At 43.3% G+C, this 24,719-nt stretch carries 23 protein-coding genes and 2 pseudogenes; 5 read left to right on the plus strand and 20 right to left on the minus strand.

Annotated elements, in window-relative coordinates:
* Positions 1–16 precede the first annotated feature (16 nt).
* The 5 genes from EL081_RS07840 to EL081_RS07860 form a co-directional block, all read right to left on the minus strand.
* On the minus strand, positions 17–2,206 hold the full coding sequence (locus EL081_RS07840) for a PTS transporter subunit IIBC (RefSeq protein ID WP_126405069.1): 2,190 nt from the start codon (positions 2,204–2,206) through the stop codon (positions 17–19).
* A gap of 277 nt (positions 2,207–2,483) precedes the next feature.
* A complete protein-coding gene (locus EL081_RS07845; protein ID WP_126404711.1) occupies positions 2,484–3,173 on the minus strand; it encodes a response regulator transcription factor in 690 nt (229 codons plus the stop codon).
* Between the two features lie 9 nt (positions 3,174–3,182).
* On the minus strand, positions 3,183–4,607 hold the full coding sequence (gndA, locus tag EL081_RS07850; RefSeq protein WP_126404712.1) for an NADP-dependent phosphogluconate dehydrogenase: 1,425 nt from the start codon (positions 4,605–4,607) through the stop codon (positions 3,183–3,185).
* Between the two features lie 169 nt (positions 4,608–4,776).
* Positions 4,777–6,255 carry a flotillin family protein gene (locus EL081_RS07855; protein WP_003005145.1) on the minus strand — a complete coding sequence of 493 codons (1,479 nt, stop codon included), beginning with the start codon at positions 6,253–6,255 and terminating at the stop codon, positions 4,777–4,779.
* Positions 6,256–6,378: 123 nt separating this feature from the next.
* Positions 6,379–6,918, minus strand: a complete 540-nt coding sequence (locus EL081_RS07860) for a DUF177 domain-containing protein (protein ID WP_048716562.1) — start codon at positions 6,916–6,918, stop codon at positions 6,379–6,381.
* Positions 6,919–7,124: 206 nt separating this feature from the next.
* On the opposite strand from EL081_RS07860, the gene EL081_RS07865 reads away from it, so the two are divergent.
* From EL081_RS07865 to EL081_RS07870, 3 genes are all read left to right on the plus strand, one after another.
* On the plus strand, positions 7,125–7,985 hold the full coding sequence (locus EL081_RS07865; protein ID WP_126404713.1) for a helix-turn-helix domain-containing protein: 861 nt from the start codon (positions 7,125–7,127) through the stop codon (positions 7,983–7,985).
* Between the two features lie 264 nt (positions 7,986–8,249).
* Entirely contained in the window at positions 8,250–8,426 is a 177-nt protein-coding gene (locus tag EL081_RS10080; protein ID WP_164555441.1) for a hypothetical protein, read from the plus strand.
* Complete coding sequence (locus EL081_RS07870) at positions 8,423–9,640, plus strand: transporter (protein WP_126404714.1); 1,218 nt, start codon at positions 8,423–8,425, stop codon at positions 9,638–9,640. Before EL081_RS10080 ends, EL081_RS07870 begins: the two co-directional genes overlap by 4 nt.
* A 464-nt stretch (positions 9,641–10,104) precedes the next feature.
* Here the strand turns inward: EL081_RS07870 and htpX are convergent, their stop codons facing one another.
* Complete coding sequence (htpX, locus tag EL081_RS07880; protein ID WP_126404716.1) at positions 10,105–11,001, minus strand: zinc metalloprotease HtpX; 897 nt, start codon at positions 10,999–11,001, stop codon at positions 10,105–10,107.
* Position 11,002: 1 nt separating this feature from the next.
* Positions 11,003–11,563, minus strand: a complete 561-nt coding sequence (locus tag EL081_RS07885; protein WP_049472048.1) for a LemA family protein — start codon at positions 11,561–11,563, stop codon at positions 11,003–11,005.
* Between the two features lie 70 nt (positions 11,564–11,633).
* Here EL081_RS07885 and rsmG point away from each other — a divergent pair, with 70 nt between their 5' ends.
* Positions 11,634–12,347: a 16S rRNA (guanine(527)-N(7))-methyltransferase RsmG gene (gene rsmG / locus EL081_RS07890; protein ID WP_126404717.1), complete on the plus strand. Its 714-nt coding sequence runs from the start codon at positions 11,634–11,636 to the stop codon at positions 12,345–12,347.
* A gap of 29 nt (positions 12,348–12,376) precedes the next feature.
* Here rsmG and EL081_RS07895 read toward each other — a convergent pair whose 3' ends face one another.
* From EL081_RS07895 to EL081_RS07915, 6 genes and pseudogenes are all read right to left on the minus strand, one after another.
* Positions 12,377–13,297 (minus strand): carbohydrate kinase family protein, encoded by a 921-nt coding sequence (locus EL081_RS07895; RefSeq protein ID WP_126404718.1) that lies wholly within the window; start codon positions 13,295–13,297, stop codon positions 12,377–12,379.
* 70 nt (positions 13,298–13,367) lie between these two features.
* The gene (locus EL081_RS07900) at positions 13,368–14,123 is read right to left on the minus strand and encodes an SDR family oxidoreductase (protein ID WP_126404719.1); all 756 of its coding nucleotides are present in this window, start codon (positions 14,121–14,123) and stop codon (positions 13,368–13,370) included.
* A 4-nt stretch (positions 14,124–14,127) separates the two neighbouring features.
* A complete protein-coding gene (locus tag EL081_RS07905; RefSeq protein WP_126404720.1) occupies positions 14,128–14,958 on the minus strand; it encodes an energy-coupling factor transporter transmembrane component T family protein in 831 nt (276 codons plus the stop codon).
* Positions 14,951–15,754: pseudogene (locus tag EL081_RS10265) on the minus strand (energy-coupling factor ABC transporter ATP-binding protein); the annotation flags it as partial. The gene EL081_RS07905 and the pseudogene EL081_RS10265, both read right to left, overlap by 8 nt.
* Before the next feature lie 27 nt (positions 15,755–15,781).
* Positions 15,782–16,633, minus strand: a pseudogene (locus EL081_RS10270) (DUF3744 domain-containing protein); the annotation flags it as partial.
* Complete coding sequence (locus EL081_RS07915; RefSeq protein ID WP_126405070.1) at positions 16,634–17,407, minus strand: nucleoside phosphorylase; 774 nt, start codon at positions 17,405–17,407, stop codon at positions 16,634–16,636.
* Between the two features lie 459 nt (positions 17,408–17,866).
* Between EL081_RS07915 and EL081_RS07920 the strand changes: the two genes are divergently transcribed.
* The gene (locus EL081_RS07920) at positions 17,867–19,147 is read left to right on the plus strand and encodes a uracil-xanthine permease family protein (protein WP_009731544.1); all 1,281 of its coding nucleotides are present in this window, start codon (positions 17,867–17,869) and stop codon (positions 19,145–19,147) included.
* Positions 19,148–19,181: 34 nt separating this feature from the next.
* Here the strand turns inward: EL081_RS07920 and EL081_RS07925 are convergent, their stop codons facing one another.
* From EL081_RS07925 to EL081_RS07955, 7 genes are all read right to left on the minus strand, one after another.
* Positions 19,182–20,078, minus strand: a complete 897-nt coding sequence (locus EL081_RS07925) for a DUF4299 family protein (RefSeq protein WP_126404722.1) — start codon at positions 20,076–20,078, stop codon at positions 19,182–19,184.
* A gap of 361 nt (positions 20,079–20,439) precedes the next feature.
* Positions 20,440–21,423, minus strand: coding sequence for a rhodanese-related sulfurtransferase (locus EL081_RS07930; RefSeq protein ID WP_048716527.1), 984 nt, complete (start codon positions 21,421–21,423; stop codon positions 20,440–20,442).
* 436 nt (positions 21,424–21,859) lie between these two features.
* Complete coding sequence (locus EL081_RS07935; protein WP_126404723.1) at positions 21,860–22,336, minus strand: DUF6773 family protein; 477 nt, start codon at positions 22,334–22,336, stop codon at positions 21,860–21,862.
* A gap of 27 nt (positions 22,337–22,363) precedes the next feature.
* Positions 22,364–22,558, minus strand: a complete 195-nt coding sequence (locus EL081_RS07940; protein ID WP_126404724.1) for a helix-turn-helix transcriptional regulator — start codon at positions 22,556–22,558, stop codon at positions 22,364–22,366.
* Positions 22,559–22,697: 139 nt separating this feature from the next.
* The gene (locus EL081_RS07945) at positions 22,698–23,249 is read right to left on the minus strand and encodes an ECF-type riboflavin transporter substrate-binding protein (protein ID WP_126404725.1); all 552 of its coding nucleotides are present in this window, start codon (positions 23,247–23,249) and stop codon (positions 22,698–22,700) included.
* 13 nt (positions 23,250–23,262) lie between these two features.
* Entirely contained in the window at positions 23,263–24,111 is an 849-nt protein-coding gene (locus EL081_RS07950) for an SAM hydrolase/SAM-dependent halogenase family protein (RefSeq protein WP_126404726.1), read from the minus strand.
* A 17-nt stretch (positions 24,112–24,128) separates the two neighbouring features.
* Entirely contained in the window at positions 24,129–24,707 is a 579-nt protein-coding gene (locus EL081_RS07955) for an MptD family putative ECF transporter S component (RefSeq protein ID WP_126404727.1), read from the minus strand.
* Between the last annotated feature and the right edge of the window lie 12 nt (positions 24,708–24,719).

Consider the following 24,719-nt stretch of genomic DNA (forward strand, 5'->3'; position numbering starts at 1 on the left):
GAATAACTCTCATAGATTATAATTCAACCTTAGCAACCACAGCATCTGCTGGAAGTTGACCAGTTTGTGTAAGAGTGACAGATTTAATAGCTGCACCATTTGTGAAGACTACAACCGTTGTAGTTGCACGTCCAGCTTCACGAATAGCATCCAAATCTGCTTCTACCAATAGGTCTCCCGCTGCCACTGTTTGGCCTTCTTCTACCTTCACTGTGAAAGGTTTACCTTCCAAACTTACAGTATCAAGACCGATGTGAACGAGGACTTCAAGACCAGATTCTGTTACCAAACCAAGCGCATGTTTGGTAGGGAAGACGCTTGTCACCTTACCAGCTACTGGTGAAACAATCTGACCATTTGCTGGTTCAACTGCAAATCCGTCACCCATCATTTTTTGTGAGAAGACTGGATCTTGAACTTTTTCTAATTCAATGACTTGTCCTTCAGCAACTGAGCGAACTTCTTCTGTCACCCCTTTAAAGGCAACTTCTGCTTGTTGAGCTGCTGTCTTTTGACTTGGAAGAGTTTCAGGAATCACTTCACCTGAGTCTAACAAATCTTGGATATCTGATTTCAAGACGTCTGCTTTTGGACCGTAAATCGCTTGGACACCTTGTCCTTTCATGACAAGTCCCATCGCTCCTTCAGCCTTCCATTGTTCTTCTGTTCCGACTTTAGTTTCGTCCTTAACAGTAACACGAAGACGAGTCATACATGCATCTACATCGACGATATTGGCACGACCACCAAGAAGGTTAATGATGTTAACCGCTTGAGAAGCAGCGGCCACTTTACTTGAACCTGAAGTTTCAGATTCTTCTGCACCACCCTCAGCTTGTTCGTAGTTTCCATTACGTCCAGGAGTTGCGTAGTTAAATTTCTGGATCATGAAGTTTGCAATGAAGTACATGATCACTGCAAAAAGTACAGTTACCCAGATGAAATTAATGATATCCATACCAATACCAGCTTTAATGGTCATTGGTGTACGAGTCAAGAACTCAATTGATCCAAATGAATGGACACGGAGGTTGACGGCATCTGCCATCGCGAAGGCTGCACCTTGTACCACTGCATAAACGAGGTAAAGAGGCATTGCTACAAACATGAACATGTACTCGATTGGTTCTGTAACCCCTGTGAGGAAGGTTGCAAGAGCAGTCGCAATCATCATCCCTTTGTATTTGTGTTTCTTATCAGGGTCTACGTTACGGTACATGGCAAGGGCAACCCCCATCAAGATACCGAATGAACCAATCATTTGTCCCACTTTGAAACGAGCAGGTGTGAAGGTATCCAACAAGTGTTGGTAAGTAGCAGGGTCAGAGACTTTTGTATTTCCTAAGTCTGTGATCCAAGCCAACCAAAGTGGATCTTGACCAAATACATCTTTACCTTGGTCAATACCAGTTAAAATATGATAAGTACCACCTAGTTGAGTATAATTGATTGGAATGGTCAACATGTGGTGAAGACCGAATGGAAGCAAGAGACGTTCCAAAGTACCAAAGGCAAATGGTGCTAAGTATGGTGCAGTCTCTTTTGAGTTAGCAATCCAAATACCAAAGTTATTAATTCCTGTTTGGACTACTGGCCATAAGAATGACAAGACAAGAGCCACAATTACAGAACGAAGGATAACGACAAAAGGAACAAACCGTTTCCCGTTAAAGAATGATAGGGCATCTGGTAACTTGCGGTAGTTGTAGTATTTATTAAAGGCTGTTGCCCCTACAAAACCGGCAATAATCCCAACGAAAACTCCCATATTCAAGGCAGGTGATTCCAAAACACTCGTAAAGTAATCAGCAACCTTGATAGATCCACCAAGAAGAGTATGAACTTGTGCTTTTGGATCTTTCAGCATATCTCCTGTTACACCGAACATCACACCAGTGATACGGTTGATCAGGATAAAGGATAGACCTGCCGCAAAGGCACCACCAGCACGTTCTTTTGCCCAGCTACCACCGATAGCCAATGCAAAGAGAATGTGAAGGTTAACGATAACTCCCCAACCGATCTGTTCAAGAACACCACCGGTAGTTACCAAGAAACCAAGTTCTGGGTTAATCATTGCAATCGTTTTGCCAAGACTGATCATCAGACCCGCCGCCGGCATAACTGCAACGACCACCATCAACGCTTTACCGAATTTTTGCCAAAATTCAAAGCTAAATAGACTTTTGAATGATTGTTTATTCATCATTCGACCTCCTTATAAATTTGAAATGCCCGTAATATAAGAAAACGTTTGCATATCTCGCCTACTATTATACCACTTTTTTTCTATTTGTAAAGCCCTTACATCTACATTTTTAATTCACAAACTTTATACATAAAGGCCTTGAAAAGCCTATCTTTTAAGCAAACGTTTGCTTCTTTCACAATTTTTTTAAAAAAATTTTTTTAAAAATTTTCTTCTTTCTTCCTTTTTGATAAACAAAAAATCCCTTTGAGATTTCTCATCAAAGGGAATGTTCTTATTCTTGCATTTGGTAGCCGACACCTCGGACAGTTTTGATATAGCTCTTTTGTCCTGGGAGATCTATTTTTCCACGAAGATAGCGAATATAGACATCAACGATATTGGTTTCTGCTGTACTCTCATACTTCCAGACACGCTCCAGCAATTGCTCGCGACTGAGGACATTCTTACTCCCCATCAAAGTCGCTAACAAATCATACTCACGACGTGTCAGGTCAATCACTTCCTCTCCCCGATACACCATACGATTCTCGACATCAATCCGTAAATTCCGATAGGAAGTAGGAACTTTCATCTGATTACAATGTTGGTCAATAAAATCACGGCCTCTAAAAATAGCGATGATTTTCTCAACTAAATCACTAATCACAAATGGTTTGATGACATAAGACACTGCAAATCGCTGGATACTCTCCATATGCTCAGAAATTTTCTCACGACTATCTAAGACAATCAAGACTGCTGCAGGACGAATCTTGCTCAGGCGTTGGGCAAAATCTTCCCCACTCATATCTTCTAGTTCGTAATTGAGAAGAATTAAATCATATTCTGTAGCCTGCAGGAGTTTCAAGGCGATTTCCCCTTGTTCTACCAAATCAACTACATAGCCTGCTTTTTGAAGTTCTAAATCAATAAAGCGCGCTAAATTCTTTTCATTTTCTACTAGTAATATCCGCTTTGTCATAACCTACAATTATTTTTCGTCGTACCAAGAATAGTGGAAGGTACCTTCTTTGTCTTTACGTTGATATGTGTGAGCACCAAAGTAGTCACGTTGCGCTTGGATCAAGTTTGCTGGAAGGTCAGCTGAACGGTAGCTATCGAAGTAAGTGATGGCTGCTGAGAAGGTTGGTACCGGTACACCAGCTTGAACCGCAAGAGCAACAATATCACGAACAGATTGTTGGTATTTAGCTGTTACATCCAAGAAGTACTCATCCAAAAGAAGGTTTGCAAGATCTGCATCACGGTTGTATGCATCTGTGATCTTTTGCAAGAAACGAGAGCGGATGATACATCCATCGCGCCAGATAGAGGCGATGTCTGCAAATGGCAAATTCCAGTTATTTTCTTTAGAAGCTACACGCAATTGTGCGAAACCTTGTGCATATGAGATGATTTTTGAGAAGTAAAGGGCTTGGCGGATCTTTTCGATCAACTCAGCCTTGTCTCCTTCAAATTTGAAAGCAGCTGGTTTTGGAAGCACCTTGCTAGCGTGCACACGTTCTTCTTTGTAAGTTGAGATGTAACGAGCAAATACTGACTCAGTGATGAGTGACAATGGCACACCAAGGTCAAGTGCAGATTGGCTAGTCCATTTACCAGTTCCCTTGTTTCCTGCAGCATCCAAGATGTAGTCTACGATTGGTCCATCTTGACCTTCATCGTCTTTGCGTCCAAGGATATCCGCAGTGATTTCGATCAAGTAGCTGTCCAATTCGCCCTTGTTCCACTCTGTAAAGATTTCAGCCATATCTTGAGCTGAAAGGCCAAGCAAGTGTTGCATCAAATCATAGCTTTCTGCGATCAATTGCATATCCCCATACTCAATACCATTGTGGACCATTTTCACATAGTGACCAGCTCCATCAGGACCGATGTAAGTCACACATGGTTTTCCATCTTCTGGTGCTTTTGCAGAGATTTCTTCAAGAACATCAGCTACCAAGTCATAAGCTTCTTTTTGTCCACCAGGCATGATTGAAGGACCTTCAAGGGCACCCTTTTCACCACCAGAAACACCTGTACCGATGAAGTTGATACCAGAGTTCGCCAATTCTTCGTTACGACGGATAGTATCTTTGTAGAAAGTGTTTCCTCCGTCAATCAAGATATCGCCTTTGTCCAAGTGTGGAAGAAGGGCTTGGATAGTCGCATCTGTACCAGGTCCTGCTTGAACCATAAGCATGATCCGACGTGGTTTTTCGATAGAGTTTACGAAGCTTTCGATATCATAGCTTGGCACAAAGTTCTTTTCAGGATGGCAAGCAACAACATCTTCTGTTTTTTCTTTACTACGGTTATAGATAGCAACTGTGTATCCACGAGATTCAATATTAAGGGCAAGGTTACGACCCATAACGGCCATACCAACAACACCAAAGTTTGCTTTTGTCATGTGACACTCCTCTTTATAGTTTGCCTATATTCTACCATTTTTTGACATCAAATGAAAGTAGAAAATCATCCCCTGCCCCTTCATGTAGAAAGATAGCTCCTATCTACTTTGAATCCAAAAACAAAAAGTGCCTGAGTTACAGTCCTCAGACACTTTCTGATGAATGACATTAATCTTCTTTTGAAGCTAACTCTTCTGCTTCAATGACCGGTTGTTCTCCTTCTTTGAGTTTGTTGACCGTCATATTAACTCCAAGAGCTCCTGCTAGCAATTGACGAATATCAAATCCAGCTCCTTGAGAGACTTGGTCGATACTTTGCATAATATCGCCCACCATCTTAGAAGCATTGCCTTCCCCGTACATGGTGATCTTATCCACCTTGGTTAATGGTTCTGCGACAGCACGCGCAATTTCAGGCAACTTGTCCACCACCATTTCGGTAATGGCTGCTTCTTGCATTTTCTTCATCGCTTCGGCCTTTTGGTCCAAACCTTTGGCTTCGGCTTCTAGTTTCAAGCGAATAGCTTCGGCCTCGGCGCGTCCTTTGGCTTCAATAGCTTCGGCCTCTTGCAATTGGGCGAATTTCTCAGCTTCGGCTTGGGCTTTCCGAGCTTCGGCTTCTTTTTGTGTTTCGAAGAGTTCTGCTTCCGCCTTGCGTTGGCGTTCGATCAATTCTGCTTCTGCAGCTTGTTGACGCGCATATTTTTCAGCTTCAGCTTGTTTGCGGATGTTGGCATCCAATTCTTGCTCACGAACCTTAACTTCGCGCTCTTTGACTTCCGCTTCTTTTTCCTGTTTCATGATATTGGCTTCGGCTGCCACGCGCTCTTGTTCACGACGTTGCACTTCTGCCTCAATCCCTTTAGCGGCATCTGCTTTTGCTTGGGCAATATCTGCTTCTTGCTTGAGGGCTGCTTGTTTGAGTTTTAATTCGTTTTGTTTTTGCGCGATTTCAAGGTCGGCAGCGACGCGTTTGTCGTTGGCCAATTTATCTTGTTCTGCTTCGACTTCCTTGCGTTCGCGTTCCGCTTTGGCTTTGGCAATCAAGGCATCTTTCTTGATGGTTTCAACATTTTCAATCCCGAGGTTATCGATGACTCCCCCTTCATCAGAGAAGGATTGAACCGTAAAAGCGATGACTTCCAGACCCATTTTGGCCAAGTCTGGTGCTACGTTGTCCTGCACTTTTGAGGCAAACTCTTGACGGTCATTGACCATCTTACGGAGCTCCATCTGACCGATCACTTCCCGCAAGTTTCCTTCCAAGACATCTTGGACAGAATTGGAAATATCTGTCGTATTCCAGTTCAAGAAGTTTTCTGCAGCCCGGGCAATCATTTCATCGGTTGTACCAATTTTTAATTTAACAGCTGCATCGGCACGGACGTTAATGAAGTCCAGTGTTGGGACTGCTTCTGACGTCCGAACATCTGTCGAGAATTGCTCAATATCAAGATAAGAGCGTTGTTCGACAAAGGGAATCATAAAGCCAGCTTTCCCACGCAAGTGACGTTGTTTCCGAAGACCTGTAATGACCACGACTTCGTTGGGTTTAGCGTTCACATAACCTTTAACAAGCAAAATCAAAATAATAACTGCGACTATTAGGCCGGTAATCAACCAACCTGGAATAAATAAAGTATCCATACTTTTTCTCCTTTTTAGAGGTCTATCCTCTGTTGTTTATTAATCCTAGTATATCAAAAGAAGGCCTTTCCTCAAAGAAAAGACCTGTATTTATGTCTAAATTTATCAAATGCAATCTCTAGCTTATTCTTCGTCAAACAAGCCATTTAGACCAGCGAAAGGACTGTTTTCTTCTTTCTTGATCGCTTGAGCAGCTTGGTATTCTTCTTCGGATAGGATTTTCCAATCATTGCCCTCGATAAAACCTTCTCCAGCCTCCTCTTCTGGAGTGAGAACCTTGAGAGGAATATTGAGCAGAATATTATCCGCTACACTCTCACTCAGGTCAATCTTCCCACCTTCGATTGGAAGGATCAAGTCTTCCTCAAGAGCTTCGATATCTGCCTCTGACTGTACATCCTCCGCAAATACCTCTGTTACAGGATAGCTCTCTTGAATCTCGACAGGCTCCATGCTTCGGCTAGAGGCCAAAACGATAGTGTAGCTCAACTGGTAATCCAGGACATAGAGACCTGTATCATAGGCTACTCCCCCTGTCGCTGTCACATTCTTCAAATCAAGAATTTCTGGATTACGCTTTTGCAGATCCTTTAACAAATCCAACTCTTGATTAAATGCTAGTCCTTCAGGATTTTTACGGATTTCTTGTGTAAATAAGTTCATTCTTTTGTCCTCAAATCTTCTAGATACTACTAGTATATCATGAAGCTGTCCCTTCAACCAAGATGTCTCCTCAAAAATTTGTTATAATCATGAAAAAAGATACAGAGACTAGGCAAATTGGTGTTGTACACAAGGGTCCCACCATCTCTTGGACAAAAGAGGTTCACTTGCTAGGGCATTGAGCAATGTTAGATAGAGGAGAATTCATGAAAGAAATCGGAGCAGTTTTTCGGCAAATACGTGAAAGTCGCCACATCTCTTTAGAGGAGGCTACAGGTGGCGAATTTTCTCGCTCCATGTTATCTCGATTTGAAAGAGGGGAAAATGACCTGACGACGCAACGGTTTTTTCAGGCCCTTCAACAGATCAAAACCAGCCTCAGTGAGTTTTCCCATCTAGCTGGTATCGATCAGCACTCCTTTATTCCCAAATTGTTGAAAGAGCACTATGAAAACATGAGCTTGGAACACGACCAAGCCTTGTACCAAAGCTACCAACTAGCCTATCAGAAAGATCACAAAAAAGAAGACTTCTTAGCCAGCATTATTCTCAAGGCCAAAATACTTGGCTTATATCCTGAGGTAGAGTTGGCTGCTAGCCAAGAGGAACTAGATTTCCTCTATGACTACCTCTTCTCTGTCATGGTCTGGGGAAATTTTGAGTTAAGCCTATTTTCACTGACCTCTCCTCTTTTCTCTAGTCAGCTCTATCGACAATACACAGAGGAGTTGGTCCAACGTGAGGATTTCAAGCTTCTCCTAGATTCCTCTCGTCCTGCCATCAATTCTATTTTCCTTAATGGCTTTTTTCTGGCCATTAATTCAAATGAATTTGAAGATGCAACCTATTTTGATCACCTGATTAACAACCACTTTTACTCTGAGAACGAAGCCTACCTTCGGACGGTTTATCTCTACGCCAAAGGAGAATTTCTTTATCGGAAGGGTGAAAAAGAAGCTGGTCTTGAAAAGATGGAGCAGGCCATCCAGGTTCTCTCTATTCTGGATTGTAAGGACAGTGCCAACTACTACAAACAGGGCCTGCAAGAACTGATCAAGGAATCCTGAAAAGAGAGTGGGACAGAAATCGGTAATTCGTTAGAATTCGATTTCGTCGTCCCACCTCCGCACAGTTGAGTAGGGCTGTAAAAGCTGATGAAATCAGCGTAGTAGAGCCAACTCAACCACTGCGTCTTGCTCGACAATCCAAAGACAATTGAGAGGCTAGGACTTTTGTCCCAGCCTCTTTTTGTTGAAAATATGCAACATTTTGATTTTCTTGTTTTTGAGGTCTACAATAGAACCATCAAGCAAAGAAAGAAGGTTCCTTCCATGATGACCAAACTAAAAAGATACTTCCTTCATTTGTTTCTCAAGCATACCAGCATCTACCTAAAAGATCAGAAACTTCTTCTCTCTGAAGAGGAGAAATTGGAGGTCTTTAAACAGATTGTTCGATCCATCAAACAAGTCCTAGCAACTGTTCACACGAAGGGGGAAGGTTTATGAAACTCTTAGCTCGTAATAAAATTTTTGCCTTACTCAGTCTTTCTCGCTTTTTGAATACCCTTGGTGCTGCCATCTACAATCTGGTCTTTGTGGTCTTTGCTGCCAGCATGCCGCAACCGAGTCTGGCAGTTGGCATTGCCAATCTCATTGTGTTTATTCCTAGCCTCTTTAGCATTTTTGTTGGGATGAAGGCTGACCATACGAAGAAAAAAGCTAACTGGTTGATCCGCATCGGCTTTCTCCAAGCCATCCTCTTCATCCTTATTGCTCTCATAACCAAGATTCCGGGTTACTTTGCTTTTTCCTTCATCTGTTTGTTAAACATTGTTTCAGATTGTTTGAGCGATTATCGCGGGGGGCTACAACTCCCCATCATGAAAAAGAACATCTCTAGCGAGGATTTGATGGAGGCCTATTCCTTCAATCAACTACTTAGTATGGTCTGTTCGATTTCTGGACAAGCTCTAGGAGTTTGGCTGCTAGCTATCAGCCATCAACATTTTGCTCTGGTCGCTTCGATCAATGCCGTGACTTTTCTCCTGTCTTCCACCTGTCTCCTGATGAGAAAAAAGCAGCTGACACATGACCCCGTCATTGAGCCCCAAAATAAGAATTCTTTGCTCCACGAATGCCAAGAGATGTATTCCAATGCCAAAAATATTTTTGCAGATGAGGAGGTTCACCACTTTGGCAAGTTGCTCTTCTCATTGGTTCTTATCAATGCCCTAGGGGGATCCATCTCTGGTATCTACAATTTGCAACTACTTCACTCCCCATTCTTTCAGTTGAGTTTTAGCCAGTCGCTCTTGATTTTAGAGGCAGTTACTATTTTAAGCATGGTCTGGGCTAGTTTGACACCCTATGACTATTTTTCCAAGCAATCGCTCCACCATATCCTACTGTGGATCGCAGGTGGGCTGACCATGCTTGGGCTCACAAATATCCTGGTACGCTGGGACATTCTTTCCCTTCTACTCATCACATTCCTTGGTTATCTTGTTGCAAAAATCAACCCAAAAGTTTCCAGCCTTTTAATGAGCAAATTACCCGCTGAAAAATTAGCTTCTACCTCTAGCTTTTTGGGACTGATGGTCAGCTTTGCCATGCCACTTGGGACAGCTCTCTTTTCTAGTCTAGCTATCTGGAGCCTTCCCCTAGCGTGGGGGACCTTTGCTATCCTTGGTTTCACTACCCTCCTCTTAACAACCAAATAAAAAAACCCACCATTGGGTGGATTGAGCTTAAAGACAAAGTTATCTTTTATACAATTCTATTTACTTCTCTAAAGATAAATACTTTTTATTCTTTAGAGTTATTCAATCATCTACTGAAACTTTCCGCCGTGAGAAAAGTGCTAGAAACAACCTTGTTTCTAGCACTCGGGAGTTTTGGGAGTAAAACAGTTTGGGAAACTGTTTTAGCCTGAGCCTGGAAATTAAAGAGCGAGGGGGTTCAAAACGAATTGAACACGGGCTGCGGATTGTGTCAAAAAGATAAGTTCTCCTAGAATCGAAAGATTCTGCGTCAAACTTCCTATTTTGACTTTATCCGCAGACGCCCTTTGTATCTTAATAAGTCATGGAACTTCATAGAAGTTCGCTGACGTCCGTACTCACCTAAGGAAAGGTTCTAAGATGATTGTGTCTTCAATCTGAATCCACTGTTTGATGGATTTACTTTACATGTTTCTTAATCTTTCAACCCGCTCAGCAATGGGTGGATGGGTATAAAAGAGTTTTTGAAAGCCGGATTCTTTTTTAGGATCGTTGATAAAGAGAGCACTACTTGCACTATCGACTTCTCGTTGCATAGGCACACTGTTATCCAACTTCAAAAGAGCATTGATCATTCCTTGAGGATTCCGTGTCAATTCGACACTGGAGGCATCCGCTAGGAACTCCCGTTGGCGAGAAATGGCTAACTGAACCAAAGTCGCCGCTAATGGAGCTAAGACGATGGCAAGGAGGGAAAGGATCAGAATAATAATTTCTAAACCACTGCCCCCTTCTCGATCATCATCCCGTCTACGGCCACCGCCCCACCACATCATCCGTCCTCCAATACTAGAGAGCATGGTGATGGCACTGGCAAGGGCAACCGCAATCGTGGAGATGCGGATATCGTAGTTGCGAATATGGCTGACTTCGTGTCCGATGACTCCCTCCAATTCTTCCCGGTTCATCACAGCTAGAAGGCCTGTCGTTGCTGCAACAGCAGCATTTTGAGGATTGGATCCTGTCGCAAATGCATTCATGGACGGATCATCTACAATATAAACTCGAGGCATAGGGATTTGAGCTACCATGGCCATATCTTGGACAATATGGTAGAGTTGAGGGGCTTGCTCTTCGGTCACCTCACGCGCACCGTTCATCCGCATGACGACCTCGGTTGATTGGAAAATCATGCTAAAGGCATAAATCCCACCAATAATCAAAGCTAGGATGACGCCACCAAGTGAGGAGCCTAACCAGAGGTAGCCAACGGCTGCTCCGATGAGGGCCAAGAGTATGAAAAAAGCAATAAGGAGAATCCAGGTTCTCCTTTTATTGCTTGCAATTTGGTCAAAAAGCATATTAGTCTCCTAATCCGCTAAAATCCACCTTTGGTACAGCTTTTTCTTCTTCAGGCACTTGAAGGAATTCGGCTTGTCTGAAGCCAAACATTCCAGCAATTACGTTTGTTGGGAAAGTTTCCAATTTCACATTGTAATTGCTTGTGACACTGTTGTACAATTGACGGGCATAAGAAATTTTGTTTTCTGTATTGGTCAATTCTTCTTGCAATTGCATGAAGTTGGTGTTAGCCTTCAAGTCTGGGTAGTTTTCAGCAACCGCAAAAATGCCTGCCACTTGACGTGAAAGAGCATCACTGGCTGCCATCGCTTCTGCAGGTGAAGTAGCTTGAGCCACTTGTTGGCGAAGTTGAGTCACTTTTGCTAGTGTATCTCCTTCGTACTTGGCATACCCTTTAACGGTTTCAATCAAGTTTGGAATCAAGTCATTTCGACGTTTCAATTGTACATCAATTTGACTCCAAGCTTCGCGAGTTTGCATCCGGCTTTTCACCAAACCGTTGTAAACTCCTACTACAATCAACACAAGGACCACAATGATCCCAAGAATAATCCAAATCATTTTATTGAATTCCTTTCATTTCTTTCTACCAGTATATCAAATTTCCCTTATTTTGTGGTAAAATAAAAGCATGAAACCAGAAGAATTTTATGTCCGTTTAGCCGACCTCGGCTTTCCATTAACTGATCGTCAAAAAGAGCAATACGAACGCTATTTTGAGCTCCTCGTGGAATGGAATGAGAAAATTAATCTCACTGCCATCACAGAAAAAGACGAAGTCTATCTCAAGCATTTTTATGATTCTATCGCACCCATTTTGCAGGGTTTAATTGAAAACCACCCCATCCGTCTCTTGGATATCGGAGCTGGTGCCGGCTTCCCAAGCCTACCAATGAAAATCCTATTCCCTGAGCTAGATGTGACCATCATTGATTCCCTCAATAAGCGGATCAATTTCCTTCACTTGCTGGCTGAAGAGTTGGGCTTGAGCGGAGTACATTTCTACCATGGACGAGCTGAAGACTTTGCACAAGACAAAGCCTTTCGTGCCCAATTTGATATCGTAACTGCCCGTGCTGTAGCCCGCATGCAGGTCCTTTCTGAGCTGACCATTCCCTATCTGAAAGTAGGGGGACGGCTTCTTGCTCTCAAGGCTAGCAATGCTCCAGAAGAGTTGGAAGAAGCTAAAAATGCCCTTAACTTACTGTTTAGCAAGGTTGAAGACAATCTACAGTATGAATTGCCTAATGGGGATCCACGCTATATCACTCTTGTAGAAAAGAAAAAAGAAACCCCTAATAAATACCCAAGAAAAGCAGGCATGCCCAATAAGCGTCCGTTATAAGATGATACTAAAAAGAAGCTGACAGTTTGTCAGCTTCTTTTTGAATAAACTAATTTTTTTAACTCTTGCTCTAGGGTATGGTAGTGATGGCGCTCTAAATGAACTCCCTTGGTCGCCACAACCATACTTGCTAGATGGTTAGCAAAGGTTAGCGCTTCTTTCACATCTAGCCCTTGCAAAGATGCCGCTAAAAAGGCTCCCAGATGACTGTCTCCTGCGCCTACAGTATCGACGACTTCTGTCGGAAATCCGGCCACCTCGTAGAACATACCATCGTATGCGATCGCTCCTTTTTCTCCCAAGGTGACGATGACTAACTGCCCCGTTCTTTGGTAGAGTTTCTTAGCTGCGTCAGCAATCTCTTCACAAGCTGAAAAAGCCTTGGCTTCTGCCTCATTGACATGGAGAATGGGGTGGAGATCATAGATGGCTTCCAAACGCTCCTCGGGAATCAAGAGTCCTCGAGGTCCTGGTGCAAAGATGACTTGACCTTTGATTTTTGACACAGATTGAATCAGTTCCAATCCAGTCGGCTCTTCTACTTCAAGGCCACAGAGATATATAGAATCGTAGCTTTCCTGCTCCAGAGACTGGAGCCATTCCTTCTGAAAACTATATTCTACTCCATGATCTGATAAAAAGGTCCTTTCACCATCCGACTCAATAAAGCAATAACAACAACCATTTGCCCCGGTTACTGAGATTGGAGTCTGGATGCCCAGCCTCTTGAGTTCTGCCTTGACAAAGTCCCCGTAGACACCCGTCCCCACTGGCGAGATGAAGTCAACATTTTGACCCAAAGCATGAAGTACGGAGACGACATTAAAGGCACACCCTCCAAGAGACCAAGTCTGCTCATGGATATGGGCGTCTCCTTCCCGACTCGGTAGTCGATCCAGATAGACCATAACATCACAAACAGTTGAACCAATCACTAAGGCTTTTGACATGGGTTTCCTCCTCCTATTCTCTATTCTCAACATTGAAAAATAACCAGCACCGGATCGTGCTGGTTAGCAACTAGTCACCCCGATAGACCGGTTGCGGTCCAAAGGTTTGGGAAACCGGCATGATTTCAATGCGGTTGACATTGACATGCTTGGGCTGTTGAATGAGCCAAGCTACGGTATTGGCAATATCTTCTGGTTGAATGGCATGGGCATCTCGATAGAGAGCCTCTACCCGTTTTTCATCCCCTTTAAAGCGTACCGTCGAAAACTCGGTCCCTTCACAGAGACCTGGCTCAATATTGGTCACCCGAATCTGTTTTCCAGCCAAGTCCGCACGCAGATTTAATGAAAACTGTTTAACGAAGGCCTTGGTAGCACCATACACATTGGCACCTGGATAAGGCACTGTCCCAGCAGTTGACCCCATATTGATGACATAACCATCATTTCGTTCCACCATCTGAGGAAGGATTTGCCGGGTCAAATAGGTCAGACCGATTATATTGGTCTGGATCATGGTCAGCCAATCTGCAAGCTCTGCTTCATGAGCTGGAGCGAGGCCTAGGGCCAAGCCAGCATTATTGACCAAAACATCCACTCTCTCCCAAGCTTTTGGCAAACTGGCAAGTGCATGATCCACCTGAGAAAAATCCGTCACATCCATTTGAAGGGGATAAAAAGCTTCTCCCAGCTCTTCTTGAAGAGCCTGTAGTTTTTCAATGCGTCTAGCAGCGCCAATCACGCGATGCCCATCGGCAACTAAGCGGTGACAAATGGCTTGGCCAAAGCCAGCAGATGCTCCCGTTACTAAAATTGTTTCTGCCATTTTCTTACCTCCAAGGATTATAGAAGCGACCTTTGTTTACCCAAATAAGGACGATACTCAAGATCACCATGAAGATTGACCCCAAGATAATCAAGCGATCACGAGTGGTCATCTCCTGATAGGTGTACCAGGTCCGTTTTTTATTTTTTCCAAAGCGACGCAGTTCCATGGCCGTAGAGATCGTTTCAATCCGCTCCAAAGAACTAAAAATCAAGGGAGAAATCATCTGAAGATTTCCCTTCACCCGTTGGACAAAGTTGGCCTTTTTGGACAACTCCAAGCCTCTTGCTTCTTGCGAGAGCTTGATAATCTGGTATTCCTCCTGCACATCTGGAATATAGCGCAGGGTCAAGCTCACTGAATAAGCAATCTTGTAGGACACCCCAATCTGATTGAGACTCGATGCAAACTGACTGGGATGGGTGGTCATCAGGAAAATGAGAGCTAAGGGAATGGTACACACATACTTCAAAGCTAGGTTGAAGAGATAAAATAACTCTTGGGCTGTAATACTATATGCCCCTAAACCATCTAGAAGAACTGTCTTTGCTCCATAGATTTCTACCCCATATTGAGGGGCAAAAAGATAGACCATCAAGACATTGAGAAGGGCAAAGACTAGGGCAAAGCTCAGAACAAAGGAGATGTCTTTCAAACGAATGCCTGATGTTGCAAATAAGGCGAGGGCACCCAGACCGATGACCAACAATAAGCGAGTATCGTAACTCAACATGGCAGCTAATGATACCAACAATAAGAAAAGAAGCTTGCTAGCGCCTGATAGGCGATGCAGAAAACTGGTTCCGGCATGGTAGCCGACTAAGCGATTATTCATGACCTTCCCCCTTCTGATTCATATAAAACTGGGTCAAGGCAAGAGGATCGACACCAAGTCGATTTGCCAAGGCGAAAATAGACGTTTCTTTCAAATTAGCCCGTCTCAAAATTTCTGGTTGGGTCAAGAGCTCTGCCGGTGTCAAATCAGCCAAAACCTGCCCATCCATGACCACGACTGCCCGGTCCGAATAATCCAGCATGAGCTGCATATCATGGGTAATCATGACAATGGTATGCCCTTTTTGATGGAGTTCATCAAGGAAATCCATAATTTCCGTATAGTTTCGTTGGTCCTGACCAGCCGTCGGCTCATCGAGGACGAGAACATCTGGTCCCAAGACAAGGATAGAGGCGATGGTCACCCGCTTTTTCTGACCATAAGATAGAGCAGAAATCGGCCACTTACGAAATTCGTAGAGACCACAGGTCTTCAAGGCTTGATGGACACGACTTTCAATCTGGGCCTCTGGAACATTTCTCAAGCGAAGACCCAGAGCCACCTCATCAAAAATCATGTTGGTCGAGATCATCTGGTTGGGGTTTTGCAGGACATAGCCCACGCGCTCTGCCCGCTCCTTGACACTATCACCCTTGATATCCTCTCCCTTTGAGAAATAGGTTCCTTCCGTCTGGATGAAGCCACAAATCGCCTTAGCAAGGGTTGATTTTCCAGCCCCATTTTTACCAACAATAGCCAACCGTTGGCCTTTTGGAATGGTTAGAGAAAGGTCTTTTAGAATGGGCTGGCCTTCTCGATAAGCAAAGTTCAAATGACCAAGTTCTAGGATTGTCTCTGCCTCTGCTCCTTTTTCAAAATGAGGAGTTGGGATATCCACTGATACATCACCAAGTGGTAGTTTTTCTACCTTGTCCAAATGCGGTAGCTTGCTGATATCCTGGCCTAACTGGCGAAGAGTCGTTAAATAGAGAGGTTCACGAATCCCATTTTCAGCCAGCAGTGTCGTCCTCAATAAATCATCAGGTTGACCATTAAAGAGAACTTGACCTTGATTGATCAAGATAACCCGATCAATCGGACGGTAGAGTACATCCTCTAAACGGTGTTCGATGATAATGGTTGTCGTCCCCTGTTCTTCATGAATCTGATCAATCAGATCAATAATATCCTGACCCGACTTGGGATCTAGATTAGCCAGTGGCTCATCAAAGAGCAGGATCGGACTTTCGTCAATCAGAACACCCGCCAAGCTGACCCGTTGTTTTTGCCCACCGGACAAATCTTGTGGCCGATGATCCAAGAGCTTGCTCAAATCCAAGCGCTCCGCCCAGGTATGGACCCGGGATTTCATACTTTCCAGCTCCACCATATCGTTTTCAAGGGCAAAAGCTAAGTCTTCTGCTACGCTGAGACCGATAAACTGACCATCCGTATCCTGTAAGACCGTACTGACCAAGTGAGATTTCTCATAAATACTGAGATCAAAGGCTTCTTTCCCCTGAATGAGGAATTGACCACTACTGGTTCCCTTATAGATATTAGGGATAATCCCATTTAAGCACTGGCCAATGGTTGACTTTCCAGAACCAGATGGCCCGACAATCAGGACCTTTTCCCCCTTATAAATGGTTAAGTTGAGATTTTTCAAAGTTGGCTCAGACTGTGCCTTGTATTGGAAGGAAAAATCCTTCAATTCAATCATTGATTCTTTCATTTAGTTCGCCTTTTCCCATAAGAGCGCAAATTGGATGGCCAAATCCGCGATTCGATCCTTGCTATCTAAATCCTCATGACTAGATAAGGTTCGGATATCCCATTTTTCTTCCGAGAGGTGGTCTGCTGCGTAGAAGAAATGGCAGAGCTCAAAGTCCCGAAAAGCTGCTAAAGCTGCCACTGCCGAACATTCCATATCTACACAGATGGCTCCTGCTTCCATTCGTCGCTTCATCTTATCGATGGTTTCCCGGTAGGGAGCATCTGTCGTCCACACTTTTCCTTTCTGATAGGAAACCTTGTGACTATCCAGAAAGACTTGGAAGAGAGGAAGGCTTTCCTTATTTACTTCCACTTCATCACTAGCCGGAAGATAGTGATAGCTGGTCCCTTCGTCTCGAAGAGCAGCCGTTGGAATGATGATGGAGGTCGCCTCAATATCTTGGTCCAAAACCCCACAGGTCCCAAAGAGCACTAGTTTTTCCATCCCAAATTGAATCAAATCCTCTATAATCCCTACACAGGAAGCAGCCCCAACTGGTGCATTAAAGACAGCAATCTCTTGGTCTTCAATCGTAATCCCATAGACTATGACTTCAAAGTTGGCCATGGAAGTTTTTGCAAGCACCTCATGTTCATAATTTTCAAGGAGGCGCGCAAAAGTTACTCTTGAAAAGCAAGAGATGACTACTTTGGGAAATCCTTCAATGGGACCATGTAGGTCTTGTGGGTTGATAATCGCCTGTCGATTGGCATCAAATTCTTCTAACAGCATCTCTGACTTCTCTTTCATTCATTCTACTTCTAGTCCTCTATTATACCACAAAATCGGCCTCTTTCCTTCTAACAAAGGGGAAAAGCAAGCTCACTTGTTCGCCTTTTGTGATGGGAAACAACAGAGCTGTCCTCCAAAAGGAAGAAGGATTCCTCAACCACTGCGTCTACCGTTGACCTCTTTTATGATGAAAATAGATAACTCTTACCAACTTCTACCTCGCTCTCTTGTTTCTTGGCTCGGGAAAAATTCGTTTACAAAACGAACCTCGCTCTCTCGTTTCTTGGCTCGGGAAAAATTCGTTTACAAAACGAATTTTTTCTGCTATACTTCTTAGAAGCAAAGGTTTTTAATGTCATCCTGTGAGGTGACAAAGACACAGAATATGAATAATCTGAGGGCCCTTGCTATGCAAAAATATTCATGGGCTCTTTTTTGGTGCCCAAAAGTGAGGTTATTATGAAAGAAGAATCAACTGTTGATTTGCTCCTGGATGTCGACCAAAGTCCGGCACCCCTAAAAGGAATCTTATTAAGTTTCCAACACGTTTTCGCCATGTTTGGGGCAACCATCCTGGTACCACTCATCTTGGGCATGCCCGTATCCGTTGCCCTCTTTGCATCAGGGGTTGGGACACTGATTTATATGACTTGTACCGGCTTTAAAGTCCCTGTCTACCTCGGCTCTTCCTTCGCCTTCATCACAGCCATGGCTTTGGCAATGAAGGAAATGGGAGGAAAAGTCGATGCAGCCCAAACAGGGGTTATCCTGACCGGTCTGATCTACGTGCTAGTCGCTGCAGGGGTTAAAGTAGCAGGCACTCGCTGGATTGACAAATTGCTTCCTGCCGTTGTCATTGGACCTATGATTATCGTTATTGGTCTTGGACTTGCAGGATCCGCTGTTAAAAACGCTGGTTTTGTCGAAGGGGGAGATTGGAAAAATGCCCTTGTCGCTGTCGTAACCTTCCTGATTGCCGCCTTTATCAACACCAAAGGAAAAGGTTTCTTCAAAATCATTCCTTTCCTCTTTGCCATTATCGGTGGTTATGTCTTCGCAGTTTGCTTGGGCTTGGTGAACTTTGATCCGGTCCTCAAGGCTAACTGGTTTGAAATCCCTGGTTTCTATCTTCCTTTCAATACGGGTGGAGCCTTCAAACAATACAACTTATATTTCGGTCCTGAAACCATCGCCATCTTGCCAATCGCTATCGTAACTATTTCAGAACACATCGGTGACCATACCGTGCTTAGCCAAATCTGTGGCCGTCAATTCTTGAAACAACCAGGTCTTCACCGTACCCTTCTTGGTGACGGGATTGCAACATCTGTATCTGCCTTCCTTGGTGGTCCAGCCAATACCACTTACGGTGAAAATACAGGCGTTATTGGGATGACTCGCATCGCTTCTGTTTCCGTTATCCGAAATGCAGCCTTGATTGCTATTTCCTTGAGCTTCCTTGGTAAGTTTACTGCCCTCATTTCTACTATTCCAAATTCTGTTTTAGGTGGGATGTCCATCTTGCTCTATGGGGTAATCGCAAGTAATGGTTTGAAAGTCTTGATCAAAGAACGCGTTGACTTCAGCTTGATGCGCAACTTGATTATTGCAAGTGCCATGTTGGTTCTTGGACTTGGTGGAGCAATTCTGAAACTTGGTCCAGTGACCCTATCAGGAACAGCCCTCTCCGCTATGACAGGAATCATCCTTAACTTGATCTTGCCACATGAATCAAACTAAAAGAAAAAGTTCTCAACACTGAGAACTTTTTTTATTAGAGTTGGGCTAATTGCAACAAGCGTTCTTTGGACAATTTTTTTATTTCAATTTGATTGGCATCTAACAGTTCAAATTCACTTGATTCCAAAGCATTCAGTAGGGCTTCTAAATTCACAGCCCCCACTGGCTTATAACTCTCTGGCATATCGGGATTTCCAGTGATTTCCACTAAGTTCACTTTCCAGTCGATAACTTCATCCATATTGACCTTCTCTACAAACTCTGCTGGAACAAAAGGCACTCGTGGCAAGACAGTATCCGTATCTTCTGTTAGACTGTAACTGCCAATAATGCCTCCCGTTTCGTTCTGACGGTAGAAACGAACTTGACTAAAGAAGGCGGAGCTGTATTGAACCTTTTTAACCACTTGACTGAACTCCTCTAAAGGTTGAGCGGAGTCTAGGATTTTACGAAGGAGCTCACGATCTAAAATTACAGGATGAGCAAATCCCTGAAGCTGATATTGATGAAGGTCTGGATCTTTTTCTAGATTCTGTAGATTCTTCAGCAAATAGTTCTCATAGTCAAAAGAGAAAATAGAATCTGCATCATAGCTGGTTCCCAAATTATCGTGAATCTCATTCCCCAACTGACGAGCTAGGGCACTGAGCCATTCCAAGATGAGTCGCCAATCTTCAAGGGTGGCAAAATCTGCAAGGATGAACTGATAAGCATGCTCTTGATCCAGATAACGAAGGATGATGGGCAAGCAGCTCTTGCCATAGCGGATACACATCATGGCTGGAAAATCTTTGAGAGAGCGACCAAGCATGGCTTCCTCAAAACTGTAGGTAAGAACTCCTTCCACCAAATTCAATACATCTTTAGCTGGCATCACTTTTTGATAGCCAAACATACTCTTTTTATTTCGAATTGAAAACACAACTGACATTTGTTTTCTCCTTTTTGTAATCGCTTACCAAATTATAGCACAAATTTTCATGACTTTCCATAGAAAAAACAGCCGAAAGGCTGTTTTTGAATGTAGACAAACTATTGTGCTACATTAAACAGCTAGATGACTTTCAAAACATGACTTTTATTTTTTTGTCATTAAAAAAGATGAAAAACTTTCCACTGTGAGAAAAAGTGCTTGAACCACTGTGGTTCAAGCACTCGGGAGTTTTGAAACCTTAGGTTCAAAACTAAGTCATGGAACTTCGTAGAAGTTCGCTGACGTCCGTACTCACCTAAGGGAAGTTTTTCAAAAGACTTTGTCTTCAATCTGAAACAGCCAAAAGGCTGTTTTTAGCTTATGCAAGAGTTCCATCAAGCGTCTCACCGATAACGGCCAAACGCTCAGCAACCTCTTCTTGTGACAAGTTGTGTTCTTCTACATAGCGATTGCGTGGATGAACACGGCACTCATGGGAGCAGCCACGGAGGTACTTGTCTTCGTTCTCTTCTGAAGTCAAGATGCGACGGTTACAGAAAGGATTTCCACAGTTGACATAGCGTTCACATGGTGTTCCATCAAACCAGTCTTTTCCAACAACGCTTGGATCGACATGGTTGACATCGACTGCAATCCGCTCATCAAAGACGTACATTTTACCATCCCATAGTTCTCCTTGAACTTCTGGGTCTTTTCCGTAGGTTGCAATTCCGCCGTGCAATTGACCGACATCTTTGTAGCCTTCACGCACCATCCAACCTGAGAATTTCTCACAGCGGACTCCACCAGTACAGTAGACGACAACGCGTTTGTCCATGAATTTTTCCTTGTTATCACGGACCCATTGTGGCAACTCACGGAAATTGCGGATATCTGGACGAATAGCGCCACGGAAGTGTCCAAGGTCGTACTCGTAGTCGTTACGAGTATCAAGGACAACTGTATCTTCATCTAGGAGAGCTTCTTTAAATTCTTTTGGAGACAAGTAAGCACCTGTCGTTTCAAGGGGATTGATGTCGTTATCGAAGTTATCATCCTCTAATCCAAGGTGGACAATCTCTTTCTTATAACGTACAAACATCTTCTTGAAAGCTTGCTCTTCTTCCTCATCAATCTTGAACCAGAGGTCTTCCATACCAGGAAGGCTGTGAACATAGTCCATGTATTTTTGCGTTGTTTCGTAATCACCAGAAACGGTTCCGTTGATTCCTTCATCAGCAACTAGGATACGTCCTTTGAGGCCAATTGATTTACAAAAAGCCAAGTGATCAGCCGCAAATTGTTCTGCGTTTTCGATGGGAACATATTTATAGTAAAGTAAAACACGAATAGGTTTTGCCATAAGATTCTCTTTTCTAAGATTAAATTATCAGAATTTTTCATTCAACTATACCAGTATACTCTCCCGAGAAAACGAATGCAATTTATTTGACTGAAAAATAAAAGCCTGGGGGCCAGACTTTAGAATGTAGACAAACTATTTTAAAGTAAAATAAGTTAAGCGATTCTGCAAAGAAATAAAAATGAGTTCCAATTTTTAAATCGATTCAAAAAAATACCAAAACTTTCCGCTGTGAGAAAAGTGCCTGAAACAATAACGTTTCAGGCACTCGGAATTATTGAGACCATAGGCTCAATAATTAGTCTTGGAACTTCGAAGAAGTTCGCTGACGTCCGTACTCACCTAAGGAAAGTTTTTAGTATGACATTGTCTTCAATCTGAAGCCTGGGGGGCCAGACTTTTATTCAAATTTCTAAACAACTTTTAAGCAATCTCCTTAATCCTCTAACTCTGCCTCGATCTTCTTTTGTTTTTTCCGATTGATAAGAGCAAGTGTTTTCTCTAACAGATAAGTCAAAAGGGCAAAGACTAAAATGGCAAGGACGATTTTGAGCAGATACTTGGGGCTGAACATAAAGCTCATCGTTTCGCGCTTCCCAATCACATCCGTTGCGATCACAAATAAGGCAAATAAGATGCCTGACCCGATGCGGCTGAACCAGCTATCTTTTTCTAACATATCTCGAATGTCGATCCCTGAGCTGATCCTTCTCACAAAGGCATAAACTCCCATGACAATCAACAAAATGAGCTCTGGAATATAAGCTACTAGGGCTAAGTCCAAAATACTAGCTTTCACAAAGGCTGATAGGGCGATAAAGCAGGTCATTCCTAAAACAAGTTCCCCTGCAATTTTTCCATCAAGTAGCATGGTCCGTTCATCTTTTACAATTGGTTCTTTCTTTTGTTTCATTTTCTTCCTCTTTCTATGTTAAAACTGTTACTCCCAGAACAGTTGATCCAGCGTCTTATCCAAGGTCTTACAAATAGCAAGGCAGAGGCTGAGGGTCGGATTGTACTTCCCTGCCTCGATCAGGCCAATGGTCTGGCGTGTCACCCCGATGGCATCTGCAAGATCCCCCTGGGTCATATCATGCTCGACCCGGGCTATTTTTAATTTGAGATTTTTCGCCACAGGCTTTTCCTTTCTTGTTTTTATAACTCTATTATACACTATATTTTCTATTTTGCAACATATATCTTACATTTTGTAAAAAATATTTTTGGTAAACAAAAAAAGCCTGGTTTCCCAGACTTTATCTTCTTATTTATGATTAGTCTTTAGACAAACTTCCATCTTTTGTTTGAGTCCGTGCATAAGCAATCAAGAGAAGAGAACCTGCAATAGCTACAACTAAAGCATTGACAGAACCTGCTACAACACCTTGTAGGAAGACCTTGTTGGCACTTTCTTTGTAGATCATCACATCCCCAATCGGAGCAATCAATCCCCAAATAAGCAAGTTGGCAATGACTTGTACGACGTTAAAGACGATCAATTCTTTCTTGGTCACTTCTCCTTTTAGGTTACCGATTTGCTTGCGGAAGATACCAACAAAGAGTCCAAACAAGCCACTAGAAATGATCCAAGTCCACCAGAGACCATAAGTCATCGCATCTTTAATAGCATGACCGATAAAGCCCATTAAGAAACCAACAATCGGACCAAAGACCACACTAAAGAGGGCTTGAAGAGCGTATTGCAACTGAATGTTGGTATTTGGAGCTGGCGCTGGAATTGGGATCATCGCAATGACCACAAAGAGGGCCGCTCCAACCCCGATGGCTACAACATCCTTAATTGTAAAAGCTTGTTTTTGTTTCATATTTTATCTCCTATTAATTTTCCATTTTTCTAATTTCGATATGCCAAGAAGCCCCAACTCCTACATTATAGGCCTTGGCAAAGGATCCCTGGTTGATAGCAAGACCAACACGGTAGAGGGAATTGATATAAAGGATTGGCTGTCCAATCCGCACATCTGCGAAAGACTTGCCGTAAGTTACTTGGTTTTGGTAAACCAGCATGTCATTGTTGTAGATGGTCACTTCAAAGCGTTCCCCAAATTCGGGTTCCAAATGATTGAACTCTTCTCGGGTAATCGAAGTCCAGAGGGAACCAAAACGTACATCCAAGATATCAACGGCTCCTTTGACAAGATTGTCCTCTATAACAGTTTCCACTACAGGGATTTCTACAATGTGTTCGACACTGAGTTCTGGTCCCACTTCCTCAAAGCTGATATGGCCACTGGCTAACTTAGCTCCTGTATAGGCATAGACATCACGCCCATGGAAGGTATAAGAAAATTCTGTATTGGCCCGGCGGTTCTTCACCTCTGAAATCTCACGGATAGCAACAATCCCTACATGTTTCTTGATAAAAGAGAGGGTTCCATTATCCGGTGTAACAATGTATTGGTTCTTCGCCGTTTTGGCTACCACACTCTTTCGTTTGGAACCAACACCCGGATCGACCACCGAAACAAAGGTTGTCCCTTCTGGCCAGTAGTCTACCGTCTGAAAGAGGCGGTAACTTCCTTCAAAGATATTGTAAGGGGTAATGTCATGGGTCAAGTGATGAATCTTGAGGGTTGGTGATTCCTCTAAAGCAACCCCAATCATAGCAGAGACAGCCCCGTCTACCAGACCAAAATCTGACTGAAGGACTAGTAAATTATTGTGCATATTTCTTCTCCATCATGTCATTTTCTATCTAGCTTTTGATAAACCAATTGTCCTAGAAGATAACCTAGTAGAGCTCCAAACAGAAGGGTCAATAAAAACCAGCTCACCGTCTCCATATTCGACGGTACCATAACGCGTTCAATATAATCCATCGACTTCCCACGGGCTAGTAAAGAAGCACGGTAACTAGCTGGTTGGATCCACATCATGAGAATGGGCCCTGTCGTCGTAAAGGAAAAGAGGAGGAAGGAAAGCGCATTGCCCAACTTCGACTGGTAGCGGCCTCGGGCTGCGACCAATTCGGCTAAAAGCCCCCCAACAAGAGCAGGAAGAAAGGCTCCAGCTCCATGACGAGTGAAAAGGAAAAAAGCACCAATCACAAGAGCAACTACTAGAATAGCTCCTGTCCGTTGAATTTTCTCAACATAGACGCGATAGATCCCTCCACCAACTAGGGCAGAGAAGGCTGGAGCATAAAACATATTCCCTCGATGGTCAACCAGACTTCCAAGCAGGACGCCTAAACCAATAGCAAGAAAATACAAGCCTGCAAAGGCTGCAACCTGCTTAAATTGATGTTTCTGTATCATGTTCATATACTTCACCCA

The sequence above is a fragment of the Streptococcus viridans genome (assembly GCF_900636365.1).
Taxonomy (GTDB): Bacteria; Bacillota; Bacilli; order Lactobacillales; family Streptococcaceae; genus Streptococcus; species Streptococcus viridans_A.